Below are 18,482 nucleotides of genomic sequence, written 5' to 3'. Positions count from 1 at the left end.
GAGCCTCAGTCGAACTTGGCGCGTATCGAAGTCCCTGACGTACCGTGAGCCGGTGGTCACTCTGCCTGCACTGAAGCGCGCCCGCCGCTCGACGGTGGTCCTCAAGTACACGATGGCCGTCAGCGGCCTCATCATGGTCGGCTACCTGTTGCTGCACATGTACGGCAACCTCAAGGTCTTCGCCGGACAGGACGGGTTCGACGAGTACGCGCACCACCTGCGCACCTTCGGCGAGCCGATGCTCCCGCACGAGGGACTGCTCTGGATCGTCCGCGTGGTGCTGCTCGCCGCGGTCGTCCTGCACGTCTACTCCGCGGTGCGCCTGGCGGTCCGCGACCGCAAGGCGGCCGGCTACAAGAACGGCACCCGCTACCACTCCAAGCAGAACCGCCGCGGCGTGCAGCGCTCGTACGCGACGTTCACGCTGCGCTGGGGCGGCCTGGTCATCGCGCTGTTCATCGTCTACCACCTGCTGCACCTGACCGGGAACCAGATCCACCCCGGCGGCGCCAGCGACAGCCCGTACGAGCGCGTCGTCAACGGCTTCGAGATCTGGTGGGTCTACCTGTCGTACGTGGTCGCGATGCTCGCCGTCGGCTTCCACCTGTGGCACGGCATCTGGAGCGCGTTCACCTCGCTCGGCCAGAACCGCGCCGACACCCGTCGCGGCAGCCGCCTGACCGCCCTGGCCTGGGTGCTGACCCTGGTCATCGTGGTCGGCTTCCTGCTGCCCCCCACGGCCATCTTCTTCTTCGGACTCGGGAGCTGACGCATGACTGACACCTCCGCCTTCCCCGACCTGTTCGACCTCGGGGCGGACATCCACGACACCAAGGCCCCGGCCGGCCCGATCGAGCAGCGCTGGGACACGCGCAAGTTCAACGCGAAGCTGGTCAACCCGGCCAACCGCCGCAAGCTCAACGTGATCATCGTCGGCACCGGCCTGGCCGGCGCCGCGGCGGCCGCGTCGCTGGGCGAGCAGGGCTACAACGTGCAGACGTTCTGCTACCAGGACAGCCCGCGCCGCGCCCACTCGATCGCCGCCCAGGGCGGCATCAACGCGGCGAAGAACTACCGCAACGACGGCGACTCGATCTACCGGCTCTTCTACGACACGGTGAAGGGCGGCGACTTCCGCGCCCGCGAGTCGAACACCTACCGCCTGGCGCAGGTCTCGGCCAACATCATCGACCAGTGCGTCGCGCAGGGCGTCCCGTTCGCCCGTGAGTACGGCGGCCTGCTCGACAACCGCTCGTTCGGCGGCGTCCAGGTCTCGCGCACGTTCTACGCCCGCGGCCAGACCGGCCAGCAGCTGCTGCTCGGCGCCTACCAGGCGCTCGAGCGCCAGGTCGCGGCCGGCACGGTGAAGAACTACGACCGTCACGAGATGCTCGACGTGATCATCGTCGACGGCAAGGCCCGCGGCATCGTCACGCGCGACATGGTCACCGGCGCGATCGAGGCGCACACCGCCGACGTCGTGGTGCTGTGCACCGGCGGCTACGGCAACGTGTTCTTCCTGTCGACCAACGCCATGGGCTCGAACGTCACGGCCACGTGGAGGGCGCACCGCAAGGGTGCCTACTTCGGCAACCCGTGCTTCACGCAGATCCACCCGACCTGCATCCCGGTCTCCGGCGACTACCAGTCGAAGCTGACCCTGATGTCGGAGTCGCTGCGCAACGACGGACGCATCTGGGTGCCCAAGAACAAGGCCGACCTCGAGAAGGACCCGCGCGAGATCCCCGAGGAGGACCGCGACTACTTCCTGGAGCGTCGCTACCCGGCCTTCGGCAACCTCGTGCCCCGCGACATCGCCTCGCGCGCGGCCAAGACGGCGTGCGACGAGGGCTACGGCGTCGGTCCCGGCGGCCTGGGCGTCTACCTCGACTTCGCCGACGCGATCGCCCGCATGGGCCGCAAGACGGTCGAGGCCAAGTACGGCAACCTGTTCGACATGTACGCCCGCATCACGGGCGAGGACCCGTACGAGACGGGCATGCGCGTCTACCCGGCCGTGCACTACGTCATGGGCGGCCTGTGGGTCGACTACGACCTGCAGACCACCATCCCGGGCCTGTACTGCGCCGGCGAGGCCAACTTCTCCGACCAGGGCGCCAACCGCCTGGGCGCCTCGGCGCTCATGCAGGGCCTGGCCGACGGCTACTTCGTCCTGCCCTCGACGCTGCCGGACTACCTGTCCGCCGGCCCGTTCGAGCCGATCGCCGACGACCACCCGGCCGTCGTCGAGGCGCTGCGCGAGGTCGAGGAGCGCGTGCAGACGATGCTCAGCATCAACGGCACCCGCTCGGTCGACTCCATCCACAAGGAGCTCGGCCACATCATGTGGGAGTACTGCGGCATGGAGCGCACCGAGGAGGGGCTGCTCAAGGCCATCGGGCTCATCCGTGAGCTGAAGAACGAGTTCTGGACGAACGTGAAGGTCACGGGCGTCAACGAGGAGCTCAACCAGGCCCTCGAGCGCGCCGGACGCGTCGCGGACTTCATCGAGCTCGGTGAGCTCATGTGCATCGACGCGCTCAACCGCGCCGAGTCCTGCGGCGGCCACTTCCGCGCCGAGAGCCAGACCGAGGAGGGCGAGGCCCTCCGACACGACGACGAGTACGCGTACGCCGCGGCCTGGGAGTTCGCCGGTGACAAGCCGGTGCTCCACAAGGAGCCGCTCACGTACGAGTACATCGAGATGAAGGCGAGGAGCTACAAGTGAGGATCTTCATTCGCGCCTGGCGCCAGAAGAACGCCGAGGCCGAGGGCAAGATGGTCACGTACGCCCTCGACGGCGTCAGCGAGCACATGTCCTTCCTGGAGATGCTCGACGTGCTCAACGAGCAGCTCACGTTCGAGGGCGAGGACCCGATCGCGTTCGACTCGGACTGCCGCGAGGGCATCTGCGGCATGTGCGGCATCGTGATCAACGGCCTGGCGCACGGTCCCGAGGTCACCACCACCTGCCAGCTGCACATGCGCAGCTTCAAGGACGGCGACCACATCGACATCGAGCCGTGGCGCGCCAAGGCGTTCCCGGTCATCAAGGACCTGGTCGTCGACCGCGGCGCGTTCGACCGCATCATCCAGGCCGGCGGCTACATCTCGGCCCCGACCGGCTCGGCCCCGGAGGCCAACGCGGCCCCCGTCGCCAAGCACGACGCGGACGACGCGTTCTCGGCCGCCACGTGCATCGCCTGCGGCGCCTGTGTCGCGGCGTGCCCGAACGGCTCGGCGATGCTGTTCACCGCCGCCAAGGTGACGCACCTGGGCCTGCTCCCGCAGGGCCAGCCCGAGCGTGACTCGCGCGTCATCAACATGGTGGCCCAGCACGACGCCGAGGGCTTCGGCGGCTGCACCAACATCGGCGAGTGCACGGCGTCCTGCCCCAAGGGCATCCCGCTGTCGACGATCGCGCGGCTCAACCGCGACCTGCTCGGCGCGCTCTCGCGCGGCGAGGCCTGACGGCTCGCACCACCTCGACGAGGCCCCCGACCGCTGCGGCGGACGGGGGCCTCGTCGCGTGCCGCAGGCTCTCAGGCCCCGAGGGCGCCGAGGATCTGCGCGTACCGCGCCTGCGGGTCCTGGGCGAGCCCGGCCTTGACGAACTTCGCCCAGTCGTCCGCCAGCACCTCCTGCGCACCGGACTCGACGGCGTCCAGGCCGGCGCCCACCAGCTCCGAGGGCGCGATCTTGGGTCCGTCGGTGCCCTTCGCCATGTCGGTGTCGACCAGGCCCATGTGCACCCCGACGACGTGCGTGCCCTGGCTGGCGAGCTCGAGCCGGGTGGAGTCGGTCAGCATCCAGGTGGCCGCCTTCGACGCGGCGTACGCCCCGGCGCTCGGGACGGTGAACCACGACAGGGCCGAGACGACGTTGACGATCGCGCCCCCGCCGTTCGACGCCAGGACGGGGGCGAAGGCGCGGGTCATGAGCAGCGGGCCGTAGAAGTTCGTGTCCATCTCGCGCCGGATGGCCGCCTCGTCGCCGTGGACGAGGGACGTGCCCGTGGAGATCCCGGCGTTGTTGACGAGCACCTGGACGTCGCCCGCGGCGGCGGCCGCAGCGGTGACCTGCGCGGGGTCGGTGACGTCGAGCTCGAGCGCGTGCACGCCGTCGGCGGTGATCGAGGCCGCGTCCCGGGCCCCGGCGTAGACCTTGGCCGCCCCGCGCCGCTGGAACTGCTCGACGAACTCCGCGCCGATGCCTCGGTTCGCTCCGGTGACGAGCACCACCGCACCCTTGAGATCCATGACCTGTCCATTCTGTAGTGATCGCTAGTGATTGCGTGGCGAGAGTAGCAGGTTCTGTAGTGATCGATACGTTATGCTCGCGCCATGGCCGGCCGACCCCGCAGCTTCGACCGCGAAGCCGCGCTGGCGTCCGCGGTCGAGCAGTTCTGGCGCGCGGGCTACGAGGGCACCTCGATCGCCATGCTGACGTCCGCCATGGGCGTGACGCCGCCCAGCCTCTACGCCGCGTTCGGGGACAAGCAGCGCCTGTTCGAGGAGGCCTCGGCGACGTACTTCGCCCGGACGTGCGAGGCGGTCGACGTCGCCATGGCGCTGCCGACCGTGCGCGAGGCGGTGGCGCGGGTGCTCGACGACACGGCGCGTGCCCACACCGACCCGGCCACGCCGGCCGGCTGCCTCGTGCTGACCGAGCCGCGGCTCGAGGCCCAGCGGGACGCTCTGCGAGAGCGGCTCAAGGACCGGCTCGACCGCGGGGTCCGCGACGGTGAGCTCGCCGCCGCGGTGGACACGGACCGGCTCGCCTCGTTCCTCGTGGCCGTCCTTCGCGGCATGTCCGGCTGCGCCCGTGACGGCGGCGACGTGGACGACCTGCGGGGCATCGCGGAGACGGCGATGGCGGCCCTGCCCGCCCCGCTGCCCTCGGCCGACTTTAGTTAGCACAGGTAATGAACTATGCTAAGTAAGTGCCTACCGATGCGCAGAAGCTCGCGACGTCCGTCGCCCGGCTCAACCGACGGCTGCGACAGGAGCGCCACTCGGCGCTGACCGCCACGCAGCTGTCGGTGCTGGGGACGGTGCGCCTCATGGGACCCTGCACCCCCTCGCAGGTCGCCCACCGTGAGCGGGTCAGCCCGCCCTCGGTCACGCGGACCATCGGCTGCCTCGTCGACGACGGGCTGCTCCTGCGGGAGCCGCACCCCGACGACGGCCGCCAGGTCCTGGTCCGGCTCTCGGACAAGGGCGAGGACGTCCTCGCCGAGGAGCGGGCCCGCCGCGACGCCTGGCTGGACCGGCGCATGCGCGACCTGTCCGCCGACGAGCGAGCCCTGCTGCGGAAGGCCACCGTCCTGTTCGAGCGTCTTTCCGATAGCGAGTGATCCGTACGAGCCCCACCTTCAAGGCCCTGGCCGTCCCCAACTACCGCACCTACGCCGCCGGGGCGATCGTCTCCAACGTCGGCACGTGGATGCAGCGCGTCGCGCAGGACTGGCTGGTGCTGGTCCTCACCGGCAGCGGCACGGCCCTCGGCCTGGTGACCGGGCTCCAGCTCCTCCCCGCCCTGCTCTTCTCCCCGCTGGCCGGCGTCGTCGCCGACCGGTTCCCCAAGCGCCGTGTGCTCATGTGGACGCAGCTGGCGATGGCCGCCCCGGCGATCGTCCTGGGCGTCCTGGCCGTGACCGGCGTCGTCCAGACCTGGCACGTCTACCTCATCGCGTTCCTGTTCGGCGTCGCGACCGCGTTCGACGCGCCGGCCCGGCAGTCGTTCGTCGGCGAGATGGTCTCGCGCGACGACCTGCCCAACGCGGTCGGGCTCAACTCGGCCTCGTTCAACGCCGCCCGCATGATCGGCCCGGCCGTCGCCGGCCTGCTCATCGCCGCGCTCGGCTCGGGCGCCGCAGCGGCCGGCTGGGTCATCCTGGTCAACGGCCTGAGCTACTTCGCGGTGCTGTGGTCGATCACCCGTCTGGACGTCGACCAGCTCCACCCGGCCCCGGTCGCCCGGCGCGGCAAGGGCGCGGTGCGCGACGGCGTCCGGTACGTGCGCTCTCGCCCGGACCTCGTCCTCACCCTCGTCACCGTCTTCTTCGTCGGCACCTTCGGCATGAACTTCCAGATGACGAGCGCGCTCATGGCCACGGACGTGTTCGGCAAGGGCGCGGGGGAGTACGGCGTGCTCGGGTCGATCATGGCGATCGGCTCGCTGGCCGGCGCCCTCATCGCCGCCCGCCGGGCCAAGCCGCGGCTGCGGCTCGTGGTCGGCGCCGCGCTCGTCTTCGCGGTGCTCGAGATCGCCGCCGGCCTCATGCCGACCTACCTGACGTACGCGCTGATCCTGCCCTTCGTGGGCCTCAGCGCCCTGACGATGGTCACGGCGGCCAACGCGACCATCCAGATGACCTCGGACCCGGAGATGCGCGGTCGCGTCGCGGCGCTGTACCTCATGGTCTTCATGGGCGGCGGTCCGGTCGGCTCGCCGTTCATCGGCTGGGTCGGCGAGGAGATGGGTGGACGCTGGTCGCTGCTCGTCGGCGGCGGCATCGTGCTGGTCGCCGTGAGCGTGGCGGCGGGGCTGTACCTGCGCCAGCACCCGGTGACGCTGCGCTGGCGGCGTCCGGTCAGCCCGGCGGTGCTGGCCACCGGACGCGAGCGGGCCGAGCAGGCCGCGTCGCTGGCGTCCTGAGCCTCAGAGGTCGGCGAGGGCGGACGCGCGGGCGGAGCGGCGCTCCTCGTCGTCGATGACGCCGCGGGCGTGCAGGTCGTCGATCTGCGCCAGCCGGTCCTCGAGCGAGCGCGGCGGCTCGACCAGGCGGCTGGTGAGCACGCGGCCGTAGGCGGTGGTCTGCAGGGTGAACGGGTCGAGGCCGTGCCGGCGGGCCTCGCGGAAGTTGCGCGCGATGACCCAGATGCACCCGCCAAGCACGGCGGCCAGGAACAGCACCCCGAGCAGCGTGAACAACGCGTAGGTGATCGAGAAGCCGGACATGGCCCCACGGTAGTCGCGTGCGCGCGCTCCGGCCCGCGGAACGGCGTCCCTGCGGGGTGCGGGACGGGCCCGACGGACCTAGCGTCGGCCCATGCACGTCGAGCGCACGTTCACCGTCCGCCGTCCGGTCGACGAGGTCTTCGCCTACCTCGCCGACTTCGAGCACACGCGGGACTGGGACCCCGGCACCGTCCGCACGACCCGCACCGCCGGCGACGGCGGCGTCGGGACGATGTACGCCAACACGTCGTCGTTCATGGGCCGCACGACCGACCTCACGTACGAGACCGTCGAGCACCGGCCGCCCTCGCGGGTCGTGTTCCGCGGGACGAACGACAGCGCGACGACCAAGGACACGCTGACCTTCACCGCGTCCGGCGCGGGCACGCAGGTCCACTACCGCGCCGACTTCCGGTTCACGCCGCTGGTGAACCTCGTCGCGTCCGTCGTGCTGCGCCGCAAGCTCGAGAAGCTGGCCGACGAGACCGTCGCCCAGATAACCCGGGTGCTCGAGCGCCGACCCGCGTGAACGGCCGTCCCGCGGCGTGGACGAACGAGTCAGTCCGGGTGTCCGGCGATACGCTGGGAGGCATGACGACGTCGGCCGAGCGGATCCAGCACGCGGTCGAGCGACTGACCCCCGACCTCGTCTCCCTGCGCCGCGACCTGCACGCCTACCCCGAGCTGTCGTGGCAGGAGGAGCGCACCACGGACGTCGTCGCGTCCTGGCTCGACAAGGCATCCATCGGCCACACGCGACTCGGTGACAGCGGCCTGACCGCCGACGTCGGCCCCGAGGACGCGCCGCTGGTCTGCCTGCGCGCCGACCTGGACGCGCTGCCGCTGGAGGACACGACCAAGGACCCGTGGCGCTCCACGGTGCCCGGCGTCGCGCACGCCTGCGGCCACGACGTGCACGTCTCGGCCCTCGTCGGCGCGGCGCTCGCCCTCGCCGAGGTGCACGCCGAGACCCCGCTGCCGAACCGCGTCCGGCTGCTGTTCCAGCCCGCCGAGGAGGTCATGCCCGGCGGCGCGCTGCAGGTCATGGCCGCGGGCGCGCTGCGCGGCGTCACCCGCATCTTCGCCCTGCACTGCGACCCGTCCCTGGACGTCGGTCGCGTGGGCCTGCGCGAGGGACCGATCACCGGCGCCTCGGACCGCATCACCATCGCGCTCAGCGGCCGCGGCGGGCACACGTCGCGTCCGCACCTGACCGAGGACCTCACCTACGCGCTCGGCTCGCTCATCACCCAGCTGCCGGCCGCCCTGTCGCGTCGGTTCGACCCGCGCGCCGGCGCGAGCCTGGTCTGGGGCCAGGTGCGCTCGGGCGTCGCGGCCAACGTCATCCCGGCCAGCGGCGAGCTCAGCGGCACGCTGCGCATGCTGGACGCCAACGCCTGGCACCAGGCCGAGCACCTCGTGCGCGGGCTGATCAGCGACATCGTCAAGCCCTACGGCGTCAGCGCCGACGTGCACTACACCCGCGGCGTCCCGCCCGTGGTCAACGACTTCGGCTCCACGCAGCTGCTGCGCCAGGCCGTGGCCGACGCCCTCGGTCCGGCGGCCGTCGCCACCACCATGCAGTCGCTCGGTGGCGAGGACTTCGCCTGGTACGTCGAGTCCATCCCCGGCGCCATGGGCCGCCTGGGCACGCGGACGCCCGACGGACCCACGTACGACCTGCACCAGGGCAACCTGCGGGTCGACGAGGCGGCGATCGGCGTGGGCGCCCGGGTCATGGCCTGTGCCGCGATCCAGCCGTGACGCGGTCGGTCGATTGTTACAACTTGGTTGACCGGGCAAGGCCGGGGAACGCCGGAGGTTAGGGTGCCTCCTGGGGCCCGGGCGGGCCTCCGTCCTTGAGGAGGAAACATCTTGCGTCGTCTGACCAAAACCGCCGCCGTCGCCGGCGTGGTCGCACTCGTGCTCGCGGGTGCGGCGTGTTCCAAGAAGAGCGATGACTCCGCGTCCACCGAGTCCGGTGGCGAGAACTGCGTCGAGAAGACCTCCGACATGAAGGTCGGCATGGCCTTCGACGTCGGTGGTGAGGGCGACCAGTCGTTCAACGACTCCGCCGCGAAGGGCATGAAGAAGGCCGCGTGCGAGTTCGGCTTCGACTTCCAGACCGCCGAGGCGCAGGACGGCGAGGCCGAGTCGGCTCGTGAGGGTCGCCTCCAGGAGCTCGTCGACGCGGGCTACAACCCGGTCGTCGCCGTGGGCTTCGCCTACAGCGCGTCGGTCGGCAAGGTCGCCAAGGAGAACCCCGAGGTCAGCTTCGCGATCGTCGACGACGCCGTCGAGGGCGAGAACATCACGAACCTGCTGTTCGCCGAGGAGCAGGGCTCGTTCCTGGTCGGCGCGGCCGCGGCGCTCAAGAGCGAGACCGGCACCATCGGCTTCGTCGGTGGCGTCGAGACCGAGCTCATCCAGAAGTTCGAGGCCGGCTACGTCGCCGGTGCCAAGGCGGTCAAGCCCGACATCAAGATCCAGTCGCGCTACCTGACCCAGCCGCCGGACTTCAGCGGCTTCGGTGACCCGGCCAAGGGCAAGACCGCGGCCGAGGGCATGCTCGACGGCGGCGCCGACATCGTCTACCACGCGGCCGGCGGCTCCGGCGGCGGCGTGTTCGAGGCCGTCTCGGCCAAGGACGGCGCGTGGGCGATCGGTGTCGACTCCGACCAGGCGCTCACCGCCGACGACTCGGTCAAGGACGTCATCCTGACCTCGATGGTCAAGAACATCGACGTCGCGGTGCACGAGTTCCTCAAGAGCGTCCACGACGGTGCGGCCAAGACCGGCGCGCAGGTCTACGACCTGGCGTCGAACGGCGTCGGCTACTCGACGACCGGCGATCACCTCAAGGACGTCGCCGACCAGCTCGAGGACTACAAGAAGCAGATCGTGGACGGCACCATCGAGGTCCCCACGAAGCCGTGATCCGGCTCTGACCCGGGCCCGGGGCGTCGCGTACCGTGACCCCCGGGCCCGGCTTTGTCCCTCGGCCCGTCCGAGCCCCCCAGAGAGGAGAGTCGTGAGCGACTCCGTGACCGCGCCCCCCGGCGAGGTGGTCGTCCGACTGCGCGACATCGGCAAGACCTTCCCCGGCGTCGTGGCCAACCACGACGTCAACATCGACGTGCGTCGCGGCACCGTCCACGCCGTCGTCGGCGAGAACGGCGCCGGCAAGTCGACGCTCATGAAGATCCTCTACGGGGTCCAGAAGCCCGACTCCGGCACGATCGAGATCGGCGGCGAGCAGGTCAGCCTGTCGTCCCCGGCCGACGCGATCGCCGCGGGCGTCGGCATGGTCTTCCAGCACTTCATGCTGGCCGACAACTTCACCGTGCTCGAGAACGTCGTGCTCGGTGCCGAGAAGCTGCACGGCATCGGCGACGAGGCGCGCCGCCGCGTCCTGGAGCTGGCCACCACCTACGGCCTGGAGGTCGACCCCGACGTGCTCGTCGAGGACCTCGGCGTGGGGGCCCGCCAGCGCGTGGAGATCCTCAAGGTGCTCTACCGCGGCGCGAAGGTGATCATCCTGGACGAGCCGACCGCCGTGCTCGTTCCGCAGGAGGTCGACGAGCTGTTCGACAACCTGCGCGAGCTCAAGGCCGAGGGCCTGGCCGTGCTGTTCATCTCGCACAAGCTCGACGAGGTGCTGTCCGTGGCCGACGACGTCACCGTGGTGCGCCGTGGCACGACCGTCGACACCGTCCCCGCCGGCTCGGTGACCTCCCGCCAGCTGGCCGAGATGATGGTCGGCTCCGAGCTGCCCAGCCCGGCCACCGAGACGTCCACCGTCACCGACGAGGTCGTCCTGGACGTCCAGGACCTCACGCTCACGGTGCTCGGCGGCGAGCGCAAGCTCCTCGACGGCATCGACCTGACCATCCACCGGGGCGAGATCCTCGGCATCGCCGGCGTCGAGGGCAACGGCCAGGCCGAGCTCGTCGAGGCGATCATGGGCATGCGCTCGACCGCCACCGGACGCGTGACGCTCGCCGGCGCCGACCTGACCGGCCGCTCCACGCGCGAGCGTCGCGAGGCCGGCATCGGCTACGTCCCCGAGGACCGCCACCGCCACGGCCTGCTGCTGGACGCCCCGCTCTGGGAGAACCGGGTGCTCGGCCACCAGACCCGCCGCCCCGTGGTGAAGGGGCCGCTCGTCGACCGCGCCGGTGCCCGCGCCGACACCCAGCGCATCGTGGAGGAGTACGACGTCCGCACCCCGGGCATCGACACCCTCGCCCGCGCGCTGTCCGGCGGCAACCAGCAGAAGCTCATCGTCGGCCGCGAGATGTCCGGCGACCCGGTGCTGCTCATCGCGGCCCACCCGACCCGCGGCGTCGACGTCGGCGCCCAGGCGGCGATCTGGGGGCACATCAAGCGCGCCCGTCGCGACGGCCTGGCCGTGCTGCTGATCTCGGCCGACCTGGACGAGCTGATCGGCCTGTCCGACACCATCTCGGTGCTGCTGCGCGGACGCCTGGTCCGCAGCTTCGACCCCGAGCACGTGACCCCCGAGGACCTCGGCTCGGCGATGACCGGTGCCGCAGAAGGAGACGTTCGATGAGCGAGCGCAGCGAGCGACCCGTTCAGGTCCTCACGGGCGGACGTCCGTACTCTTCGATCTTCATGGAGGTCTGCCCGTGAGCCCTAGGACCACGCGCGTCGTGCTCGCCGTCGGCGCGCCGGTGCTGGCCCTGCTGATGGCCTTCGTCATCACCAGCCTGGTGCTCCTCGCGGCCGGCGACTCCGTCGCCGACGTGTGGGCGCAGATCCTCAGCGTCCCGAGCCACCGCGCGATCGTGAACATCATCAACGCCGCCACGGTCTACTACCTGTCGGCGATCGCGGTGGCCATCGGCTTCCGCATGAACCTGTTCAACATCGGCGTCGACGGCCAGTACCGCGTCGCGTCCTTCGCGGCGGCCGTCGTCGCCGGCGAGGGCTGGCTGCCCGGCTACCTCAACACGCTGCTCGCCGTCGTCGCGGCCGTGCTCGTCGGCGCCATGTGGGCCGGCATCGCCGGCCTGCTGCGCGTCACGCGCGGCGTCAGCGAGGTCATCTCCACGATCATGCTGAACGCGATCGCGACCGCGCTCGTGGCCTACCTGCTGCGCAAGGTCGCGGTCGACGACGGCGGCAACAACACCGCCACGAAGGTCGTGCCCGAGGAGAGCCGCGTCCCCGGCATCCAGCTGTTCGGCGACGTCACGGTCAAGGTCTACGGCTTCGTGTTCCTGGCCGCCCTGGTCGGCTTCGTCTACTGGTTCGTGCTGTCCAAGACCCGCTTCGGCTTCGACCTGCGCGCGACCGGACGCTCGGAGACCGCGGCCGTGGCCAGCGGCATCAGCGTCAAGAAGATGATCGTCGTCTCGATGCTGCTCTCCGGCGGCGCGGCCGGCCTGGTCGGCCTGCCGCTGCTGTTCGGCAACGACTACTCCTACGGCTCGACGTTCCAGTCCGGCCTGGGCTTCGCCGGCATCGCCATCGCACTGCTCGGCCGCAACCACCCGATCGGCATCGCGCTGGGCGCTCTGCTGTTCGCGTTCCTCGACGAGCAGTCCAACAGCCTGCAGATCGTGGTGGGCGTCTCGCCCGACATCGTCAAGATCACCCAGGGCGTCATCGTCCTCACGGTCGTCATCGCCTACGAGGTCGTCCGGCGCTACCGCGTCCGGCTCGAGCAGCGTCAGGTGGCGGCCGCCCTGGACGAGCCGGCCACGATCGAGGAGGCCAAGGCATGAGCCTCGTCACCGCACCCCGCCTCGCCGGGAAGCGCCGGGTCACGCCCGGCCGCGTCCTGCTCGTCGTCGTCGCCCTGACGGTGCTGCTGTCGCTGCTGCGCGTCCTGACCGGCGCCGACGACCTCGCGTCGTCCGGCACCCTGCGCGCGACGCTCGTCGCCGCCGTGCCGATCGGCCTGGCCGGACTCGCCGGGCTGTGGTCCGAGCGCGCGGGCATCGTCAACATCGGCCTCGAGGGCATGATGATCCTCGGCACCTTCGGTGCCGGCTACTTCGGCTACTTCTACGGCCCCTGGCAGGGCGTGCTCGGCGCGATCCTGTTCGGCGCCCTCGGCGGCCTCATCCACGCGGTGGCCACGGTGACGTTCGGCGTCGACCACATCGTCTCGGGCGTCGCGATCAACATCATCGCCGCCGGCGCCGTGCAGTACCTGGCCGCGCTGACGTTCACCGGCGTCCGGGGCGGTGGTCAGACCCAGTCGCCCCCGATCGACGCCCTGCCGGCGATCTCGATCGACGCCCTGTCGGACCCGCTCGGCGAGCTCGAGGCCAAGAACTGGTTCTTCGTCTCCGACGGCGCGGCGGTGCTGCGCGCGCTGGTGACGAACCTGTCGGTGCTGACGCTCATCGCGATCCTGCTGTTCGTGCTGACGTGGTTCGTCCTGTGGCGCACGAGCTTCGGCCTGCGCCTGCGCTCGGTGGGCGAGAGCCCGGCCTCGTCGGAGTCGCTCGGCGTCAACGTCATCCGCTACAAGTTCGTCGCGGTGCTGATCTCCGGCGGCATCGCCGGCCTGGCCGGCGGCTTCCTGGCCCTGGTCGCGTCCAGCACGTTCCGCGAGGGGCAGACCGGCGGACGCGGCTACATCGGCCTGGCGGCGATGATCTTCGGCAACTGGCGTCCCGGCGGCCTGCTCGCCGGCGCCGGCCTGTTCGGCTACACCGACACGCTGCGCCTGCGCGGCGGCGGCGAGAGCATCCACGGCCTGCTGCTGCTCGTGGCGGTGCTGCTGGTCGGTCTCGCGGTCTGGCAGTGGCGCAAGGCGGCCCGCACGGCGGCGATCGTCAGCGGCGTCATGGGCGTGCTCGTCGCGCTGTGGTTCCTGCTGAGCGACTCGATCCCCGAGGACCTCACCGGCATGACGCCGTACGTGACGACGCTGCTCGTCCTGGCCCTCGCCTCGCAACGGCTCCGGCCCCCTGCTGCGGCCGGACAGACGTACCGCAAGGGCAGCGCCGGATGATCGGCATCGACGGCCCCGACGACCCGATCGACTGGGAGTCGCTGACCCGCTACGCGACCCAGGTGATGGAGCGCGCCTACGCGCCGTACTCCGGCTACGCGGTCGGCGTCGCGGGCCTGGTCGACGACGGACGCGTCGTGCTCGGGTGCAACGTGGAGAACGCCGCGTACGGCGTCGCCCTGTGCGCCGAGTGCGGCATGGTCTCGGCCCTGCACGCGACCGGCGGCGGACGCCTGCTGGCCGTCGCGTGCGTCGACTCGCGCGGCCGCGCGCTCATGCCGTGCGGCCGCTGCCGCCAGCTCCTGTGGGAGAACGGCGGCCCGACGATGCAGCTGCAGACCCCGTCGGGCATCAAGACGATGGCCGAGGTGCTGCCCGACGCGTTCGACGACACCGACCTGAAGACGCTCCAGAAGGACCAGTGACGCTCATCTCCACCCCGCTCGACCTCACCGACCCGGCCTTCGTGGCCGATCCCTACCCGCTGCTCGCGCAGCTGCGCGCCACCGCGCCGATGGTGCGCGACGAGGCCGGCGGACGCTGGCTGGCCACGACCCACGCCAGCGTGAGCGCGGTGCTGCGCGACCGCCGCCTGGGCCGGCTCTGGACCGACTGGGAGCCGGTCGAGCAGATGGAGCCGTTCAACACGCTCCACCGCAACCAGCTGATGGAGAACGAGCCGCCGGCGCACACCCGCATGCGGCGGCTGCTGGCCGGGGCGTTCGGCCGCGGCCACGTCGACCGCATGCGCCCGCGCATCGAGACGCTGGCCGCCGAGATGCTGGACGCCTACGCACCGGGCGACACGATCGACGTCCTGGCCGCCTACGCCGAGCCGATGCCGGTGTTCGTCATCGCCGACCTGCTCGGCGTCCCGCGGGCCGACCACGCGCTGCTGCGCGAGTGGAGCCAGGGCATCGTCCACATGTACGAGCAGGGCGTCGGCGAGGACGTGAAGGCCGAGGCGGTGCGCTCCAGCACGCTGTTCGCCGAGTACGTCCGCGCGGTCGTCGCCGAGCGCAAGGCCGCGCTCGACGCCGGCAACCCCGGCGACGACCTGGTCACCGACCTGATCCGCGAGCGCGACGGCGGCGGCAAGCTCGACGACGAAGAGCTCGTCGCGACGGTCGTGCTGCTGCTCAACGCCGGGCACGAGGCCTCGGTCAACACGTTCGGCAACGGCCTGCACGCCCTGCTGTCGCACCGCGACCAGCTGGAGCGGGTCACGTCCGGGCAGGTGCCGGTCGACGTGGCGCTGGAGGAGCTCATCCGCTACGACGCGCCGCTGCAGCTGTTCGAGCGCACGGCCACGGTCGACCTCGAGGTCGCCGGCCAGGCCGTCGCGCAGGGCGAGCGGGTCGCGTGCCTCATGGGCTCGGCCAACCGCGACGCGGCCGTCTTCGAGCGTCCGGACGAGTTCGACGTCGCCCGCGACCCCAACCCGCACGTCGGCTTCGGCATGGGCCTGCACTTCTGCCTGGGCGCCCCGCTGGCGCGCCTGGAGCTGGGCATCACGCTGCGCCACCTGCTGGACCGTTTCCCGACCCTGTCCCTGGCCGGCGAGGCCCCGCGACGTCCCACCTGGGTGCTGCGCGGCTACGAGAAGATCGAGGTTGTCCTGTGAACGTGGCCGCCCCGCACGACGCCCCCGAGGTGATCATGGCCAAGCGCGACGGCCACGCCCTCACCGACAGCCAGATCGACTGGGTCGTCGACGCGTTCACCCGCGGCGACGTCGTGCCCGAGCAGATGTCGGCGCTGGCCATGGCCATCCTGCTCAACGGCATGGACCGCCGCGAGATCTCGCGCTGGACGAACGCCATGATCGCCAGCGGCGAGCGCATGGACTTCTCGTCGCTGTCGTGGCCGACCGCCGACAAGCACTCCACCGGCGGCGTCGGCGACATGATCACGCTGCCGCTGGCCCCGCTCGTCGCGGCGTGCGGCGTCGCCGTGCCGCAGCTGTCGGGCCGCGGCCTGGGCCACACCGGCGGCACGCTCGACAAGCTCGAGTCGATCCCCGGCTGGCAGGCGTCCCTCACCAACGAGGCGATGCTGGCCCAGCTCGACCAGATCGGCGCGGTCATCTGCGCCGCCGGCGCCGGCCTGGCCCCCGCCGACAAGAAGCTCTACGCGCTGCGCGACGTCACCGGCACGGTCGAGGCGATCCCGCTCATCGCCAGCTCGATCATGAGCAAGAAGATCGCCGAGGGCACCGGCGCGCTCGTCCTGGACGTCAAGGTCGGCTCCGGCGCCTTCATGAAGGACATCGACCGAGCCCGGGAGCTGGCCGAGACGATGGTCGCGCTCGGGAAGGACGCGGGAGTCAACACCGTCGCGCTGCTGACCGACATGGCCACGCCGCTCGGCGTGGCCGCCGGCAACGCGCTCGAGGTCGCCGAGGCCGTCGACGTGCTCGCCGGCGGCGGCCCTGCGGACGTCGTCGAGCTGACCCTCGCGCTGGCCCGCGAGATGCTCGCGGCAGCCGGACGCACCGACGTCGACCCCGCCGACGCGCTGGCCGACGGCCGGGCGATGGACGTGTGGCGCCGCATGATCACCGCCCAGGGCGGCGACCCCGACGCCGCGCTGCCGCAGGCGCGCGAGACGCACGTCGTCACCGCGCCCACGGCCGGCACGCTGCAGCGCCTGGACGCCTACGACGTGGGCATCGCCGCCTGGCGCCTGGGTGCCGGACGCTCCAAGCCGGGCGAGCAGCTCGACCTCGGCGCCGGCGTCACGCTGCACGCCAAGCCCGGCGACACGGTCACGGCCGGCCAGCCGCTCATGACGCTGCACGCCGACCGGCCCGAGCGGTTCGACCGGGCTCTCGCGGCGCTGGAGGGCTCGTTCGACCTGGGCGACGAGCCGTTCGAGCGCACCGACGTCGTCCTCGGCCGGGTCGACTGACGGCGTCCTCGCCGGCCCGTGCCGCGACCGCGGCTGGGCCGGCGGGACTTAGGGTGTGGACCATGCGTGTGCTGAACGACCGGGACGAGATCAAGGCCGCCGAGGGGACCGAGCTCGGCGTCAGCACGTGGCTCGAGATCTCCCAGGAGCGGATCGACATGTTCGCCGACGCGACCGGCGACCACCAGTGGATCCACGTCGACCCGCACAAGGCCGCCACCGGCCCCTTCGGCGCGACCGTGGCGCACGGCTACCTGACCCTCTCGCTCATCCCGTTCCTGGGGGCCCAGGCGTTCGCCTTCGCGGGCGAGACCGCGCGGGTGAACTACGGCCTGGACCGGGTGCGCTTCATGTCGCCGGTGCGGGTCGGCTCGCGCATCCGCGACCGCGTCGTGCTGAGCAAGGTCAACGAGATCGAGCGCGGCCAGCAGGTGCAGCTCACCCACACGATCGAGATCGAGGGGGTCGAGAAGCCAGCCTGCGTGGCGGAGGCGATCGTCCTTCTGATGGACTCCTGACATGACGACTCCCGCCACCGCCGACCAGATCCGCCGCGCCCCGAAGGTCGCGCTCCACGAGCACCTCGACGGCGGCGTCCGTCCGGCCACCGTCGCCGAGATCGCTGCCGAGATCGGCCACGAGCTCCCGGCGCAGGGGGCCGAGGCGCTCGGCACCTGGTTCGCCGAGGCCGCCAACAGCGGCTCGCTGCCGCGCTACCTGGAGACGTTCGCGCACACGACGGCCGTCATGCAGACCCGCGAGCACCTGGCCCGCGTCGCCCACGAGGCGGTCGTCGACCTGGCCGCCGACGGCGTCGTCTACGCCGAGCTGCGCTGGGCCCCCGAGCAGCACCTCGAGCGCGGCCTGTCGCTGACCGAGGCGGTCGACGCGGTGCAGCACGGCATCGCGTCCGGCGTGAAGGCCGCCGAGGCCGACGGCCGCGAGATCGTCGTCGGCCAGCTGCTCACCGCGATGCGGCACGCCGACCGCGGCCTGGAGATCGCCGAGCTCGTCGTCGACCACCGCGACCGCGGCGTCTTCGGCTTCGACATCGCCGGCGCCGAGGACGGCTTCCCGCCGATCCTGCACCTGGAGGCGTTCGAGTACCTGCGCCGCGAGAACGCGCACTTCACGATCCACGCCGGCGAGGCCTTCGGCCTGCCGTCGATCTGGCAGGCCATCCAGCGCTGCGGCGCCGAGCGGCTCGGCCACGGCGTGCGCATCGTCGACGACATCGACTTCGACGCGCCGGGCGGTCCTCGCCTGGGCCGGCTCGCCTCGTACGTCCGCGACCGCCGCATCCCGCTGGAGATGTGCCCGTCGTCGAACCTGCAGACCCACGCGGTGCCCGGCATGACGTCCATCGCCGACCACCCGATCGGCCCGCTCAAGGAGCTCGGCTTCCGCGTCACCGTCAACTGCGACAACCGGCTCATGAGCGGCACGTCGATGAGCCGCGAGATGCAGCTGCTCGTGGACGCGTTCGGGTACGGCCTGGACGACCTGCGCTGGTTCACGGTCAACGCGATGAAGAGCGCGTTCCTGCCCTTCGACCGCCGCATCGACCTCATCGAGCGCCTCATCAAGCCCGCCTACGCCGCGCTGCAGGCCTGACCGG

General features: G+C 71.4%; 19 protein-coding genes. 17 read left to right on the top strand and 2 right to left on the bottom strand.

What is annotated here, in order from left to right:
• The first annotated feature begins 52 nt into the window (after positions 1 to 52).
• From HGAM_RS00520 to HGAM_RS00510, 3 genes are read left to right on the top strand one after another with little or no spacing between them, the layout of a single operon-like run.
• Positions 53 to 769, top strand: coding sequence for a succinate dehydrogenase cytochrome b subunit (locus HGAM_RS00520; protein ID WP_019143514.1), 717 nt, complete (start codon positions 53 to 55; stop codon positions 767 to 769).
• A gap of 3 nt (positions 770 to 772) precedes the next feature.
• Positions 773 to 2,728, top strand: a complete 1,956-nt coding sequence (locus tag HGAM_RS00515) for a fumarate reductase/succinate dehydrogenase flavoprotein subunit (protein ID WP_019143513.1) — start codon at positions 773 to 775, stop codon at positions 2,726 to 2,728.
• Positions 2,725 to 3,471 carry a succinate dehydrogenase/fumarate reductase iron-sulfur subunit gene (locus HGAM_RS00510; protein WP_019143512.1) on the top strand — a complete coding sequence of 249 codons (747 nt, stop codon included), beginning with the start codon at positions 2,725 to 2,727 and terminating at the stop codon, positions 3,469 to 3,471. Before HGAM_RS00515 ends, HGAM_RS00510 begins: the two co-directional genes overlap by 4 nt.
• Before the next feature lie 71 nt (positions 3,472 to 3,542).
• On the opposite strand, the gene HGAM_RS00505 is transcribed toward HGAM_RS00510, so the two are convergent.
• A complete protein-coding gene (locus HGAM_RS00505; protein WP_019143511.1) occupies positions 3,543 to 4,259 on the bottom strand; it encodes an SDR family oxidoreductase in 717 nt (238 codons plus the stop codon).
• A gap of 84 nt (positions 4,260 to 4,343) precedes the next feature.
• Between HGAM_RS00505 and HGAM_RS00500 the strand changes: the two genes are divergently transcribed.
• Genes HGAM_RS00500 through HGAM_RS17010 form a run of 3 tightly spaced genes read left to right on the top strand, consistent with a single transcriptional unit; the run spans position 4,344 to position 6,660 of the window.
• Entirely contained in the window at positions 4,344 to 4,916 is a 573-nt protein-coding gene (locus HGAM_RS00500; protein ID WP_019143510.1) for a TetR/AcrR family transcriptional regulator, read from the top strand.
• Between the two features lie 26 nt (positions 4,917 to 4,942).
• On the top strand, positions 4,943 to 5,356 hold the full coding sequence (locus HGAM_RS00495; RefSeq protein ID WP_019143509.1) for a MarR family winged helix-turn-helix transcriptional regulator: 414 nt from the start codon (positions 4,943 to 4,945) through the stop codon (positions 5,354 to 5,356).
• Positions 5,353 to 6,660: an MFS transporter gene (locus HGAM_RS17010; protein WP_019143508.1), complete on the top strand. Its 1,308-nt coding sequence runs from the start codon at positions 5,353 to 5,355 to the stop codon at positions 6,658 to 6,660. Before HGAM_RS00495 ends, HGAM_RS17010 begins: the two co-directional genes overlap by 4 nt.
• A gap of 3 nt (positions 6,661 to 6,663) precedes the next feature.
• Here HGAM_RS17010 and HGAM_RS17005 read toward each other — a convergent pair whose 3' ends face one another.
• Positions 6,664 to 6,963, bottom strand: coding sequence for a hypothetical protein (locus HGAM_RS17005; RefSeq protein ID WP_019143507.1), 300 nt, complete (start codon positions 6,961 to 6,963; stop codon positions 6,664 to 6,666).
• A 91-nt stretch (positions 6,964 to 7,054) separates the two neighbouring features.
• Here HGAM_RS17005 and HGAM_RS00480 point away from each other — a divergent pair, with 91 nt between their 5' ends.
• The 11 genes from HGAM_RS00480 to HGAM_RS00430 all read left to right on the top strand — a co-directional run bounded on the left by HGAM_RS00480 (position 7,055) and on the right by HGAM_RS00430 (position 18,478).
• Entirely contained in the window at positions 7,055 to 7,492 is a 438-nt protein-coding gene (locus HGAM_RS00480) for an SRPBCC family protein (RefSeq protein ID WP_019143506.1), read from the top strand.
• A 62-nt stretch (positions 7,493 to 7,554) separates the two neighbouring features.
• On the top strand, positions 7,555 to 8,727 hold the full coding sequence (locus tag HGAM_RS00475; RefSeq protein WP_019143505.1) for an amidohydrolase: 1,173 nt from the start codon (positions 7,555 to 7,557) through the stop codon (positions 8,725 to 8,727).
• Positions 8,728 to 8,838: 111 nt separating this feature from the next.
• Positions 8,839 to 9,900, top strand: a complete 1,062-nt coding sequence (locus tag HGAM_RS00470) for a BMP family lipoprotein (RefSeq protein ID WP_019143504.1) — start codon at positions 8,839 to 8,841, stop codon at positions 9,898 to 9,900.
• A 94-nt stretch (positions 9,901 to 9,994) separates the two neighbouring features.
• Positions 9,995 to 11,536 carry an ABC transporter ATP-binding protein gene (locus HGAM_RS00465; RefSeq protein ID WP_019143503.1) on the top strand — a complete coding sequence of 514 codons (1,542 nt, stop codon included), beginning with the start codon at positions 9,995 to 9,997 and terminating at the stop codon, positions 11,534 to 11,536.
• Between the two features lie 76 nt (positions 11,537 to 11,612).
• Positions 11,613 to 12,713 carry an ABC transporter permease gene (locus HGAM_RS00460; protein ID WP_049798086.1) on the top strand — a complete coding sequence of 367 codons (1,101 nt, stop codon included), beginning with the start codon at positions 11,613 to 11,615 and terminating at the stop codon, positions 12,711 to 12,713.
• Positions 12,710 to 13,954 carry an ABC transporter permease gene (locus HGAM_RS00455; protein WP_019143501.1) on the top strand — a complete coding sequence of 415 codons (1,245 nt, stop codon included), beginning with the start codon at positions 12,710 to 12,712 and terminating at the stop codon, positions 13,952 to 13,954. The genes HGAM_RS00460 and HGAM_RS00455 overlap by 4 nt, the downstream gene beginning before the upstream one ends.
• On the top strand, positions 13,951 to 14,379 hold the full coding sequence (locus HGAM_RS00450; RefSeq protein ID WP_019143500.1) for a cytidine deaminase: 429 nt from the start codon (positions 13,951 to 13,953) through the stop codon (positions 14,377 to 14,379). The genes HGAM_RS00455 and HGAM_RS00450 overlap by 4 nt, the downstream gene beginning before the upstream one ends.
• On the top strand, positions 14,376 to 15,578 hold the full coding sequence (locus HGAM_RS00445; protein ID WP_019143499.1) for a cytochrome P450: 1,203 nt from the start codon (positions 14,376 to 14,378) through the stop codon (positions 15,576 to 15,578). The genes HGAM_RS00450 and HGAM_RS00445 overlap by 4 nt, the downstream gene beginning before the upstream one ends.
• A gap of 2 nt (positions 15,579 to 15,580) precedes the next feature.
• The gene (locus tag HGAM_RS00440) at positions 15,581 to 16,864 is read left to right on the top strand and encodes a thymidine phosphorylase (protein WP_261794695.1); all 1,284 of its coding nucleotides are present in this window, start codon (positions 15,581 to 15,583) and stop codon (positions 16,862 to 16,864) included.
• 62 nt (positions 16,865 to 16,926) lie between these two features.
• Positions 16,927 to 17,382 carry a MaoC family dehydratase gene (locus HGAM_RS00435; protein WP_019143497.1) on the top strand — a complete coding sequence of 152 codons (456 nt, stop codon included), beginning with the start codon at positions 16,927 to 16,929 and terminating at the stop codon, positions 17,380 to 17,382.
• A 1-nt stretch (position 17,383) separates the two neighbouring features.
• Positions 17,384 to 18,478: an adenosine deaminase gene (locus HGAM_RS00430; protein WP_019143496.1), complete on the top strand. Its 1,095-nt coding sequence runs from the start codon at positions 17,384 to 17,386 to the stop codon at positions 18,476 to 18,478.
• The last annotated feature ends 4 nt before the right edge of the window (positions 18,479 to 18,482 follow it).

Origin of the sequence: Aeromicrobium massiliense JC14 (assembly GCF_000312105.1) — a bacterium.
GTDB classification, from domain to species: domain Bacteria; phylum Actinomycetota; class Actinomycetes; order Propionibacteriales; family Nocardioidaceae; genus Aeromicrobium; species Aeromicrobium massiliense.
The sequence above is the reverse complement of the archived record's forward strand: the minus strand, read 5'-3'. Positions and strand labels throughout refer to the sequence as shown.

What these genes read in the sequence shown, in the direction of transcription:
- HGAM_RS00480 (WP_019143506.1), top strand. Translation starts at nt 7,055, where the DNA reads ATGCACGTCGAGCGCACGTTCACCGTCCGCCGTCCGGTCGACGAGGTC.
- HGAM_RS00475 (WP_019143505.1), top strand. Translation starts at nt 7,555, where the DNA reads ATGACGACGTCGGCCGAGCGGATCCAGCACGCGGTCGAGCGACTGACC.
- HGAM_RS00505 (WP_019143511.1), bottom strand. Translation starts at nt 4,259, where the DNA reads ATGGATCTCAAGGGTGCGGTGGTGCTCGTCACCGGAGCGAACCGAGGC.
- HGAM_RS00515 (WP_019143513.1), top strand. Translation starts at nt 773, where the DNA reads ATGACTGACACCTCCGCCTTCCCCGACCTGTTCGACCTCGGGGCGGAC.
- HGAM_RS17005 (WP_019143507.1), bottom strand. Translation starts at nt 6,963, where the DNA reads ATGTCCGGCTTCTCGATCACCTACGCGTTGTTCACGCTGCTCGGGGTG.
- HGAM_RS00450 (WP_019143500.1), top strand. Translation starts at nt 13,951, where the DNA reads ATGATCGGCATCGACGGCCCCGACGACCCGATCGACTGGGAGTCGCTG.
- HGAM_RS00435 (WP_019143497.1), top strand. Translation starts at nt 16,927, where the DNA reads ATGCGTGTGCTGAACGACCGGGACGAGATCAAGGCCGCCGAGGGGACC.
- HGAM_RS00430 (WP_019143496.1), top strand. Translation starts at nt 17,384, where the DNA reads ATGACGACTCCCGCCACCGCCGACCAGATCCGCCGCGCCCCGAAGGTC.
- HGAM_RS00500 (WP_019143510.1), top strand. Translation starts at nt 4,344, where the DNA reads ATGGCCGGCCGACCCCGCAGCTTCGACCGCGAAGCCGCGCTGGCGTCC.
- HGAM_RS00455 (WP_019143501.1), top strand. Translation starts at nt 12,710, where the DNA reads ATGAGCCTCGTCACCGCACCCCGCCTCGCCGGGAAGCGCCGGGTCACG.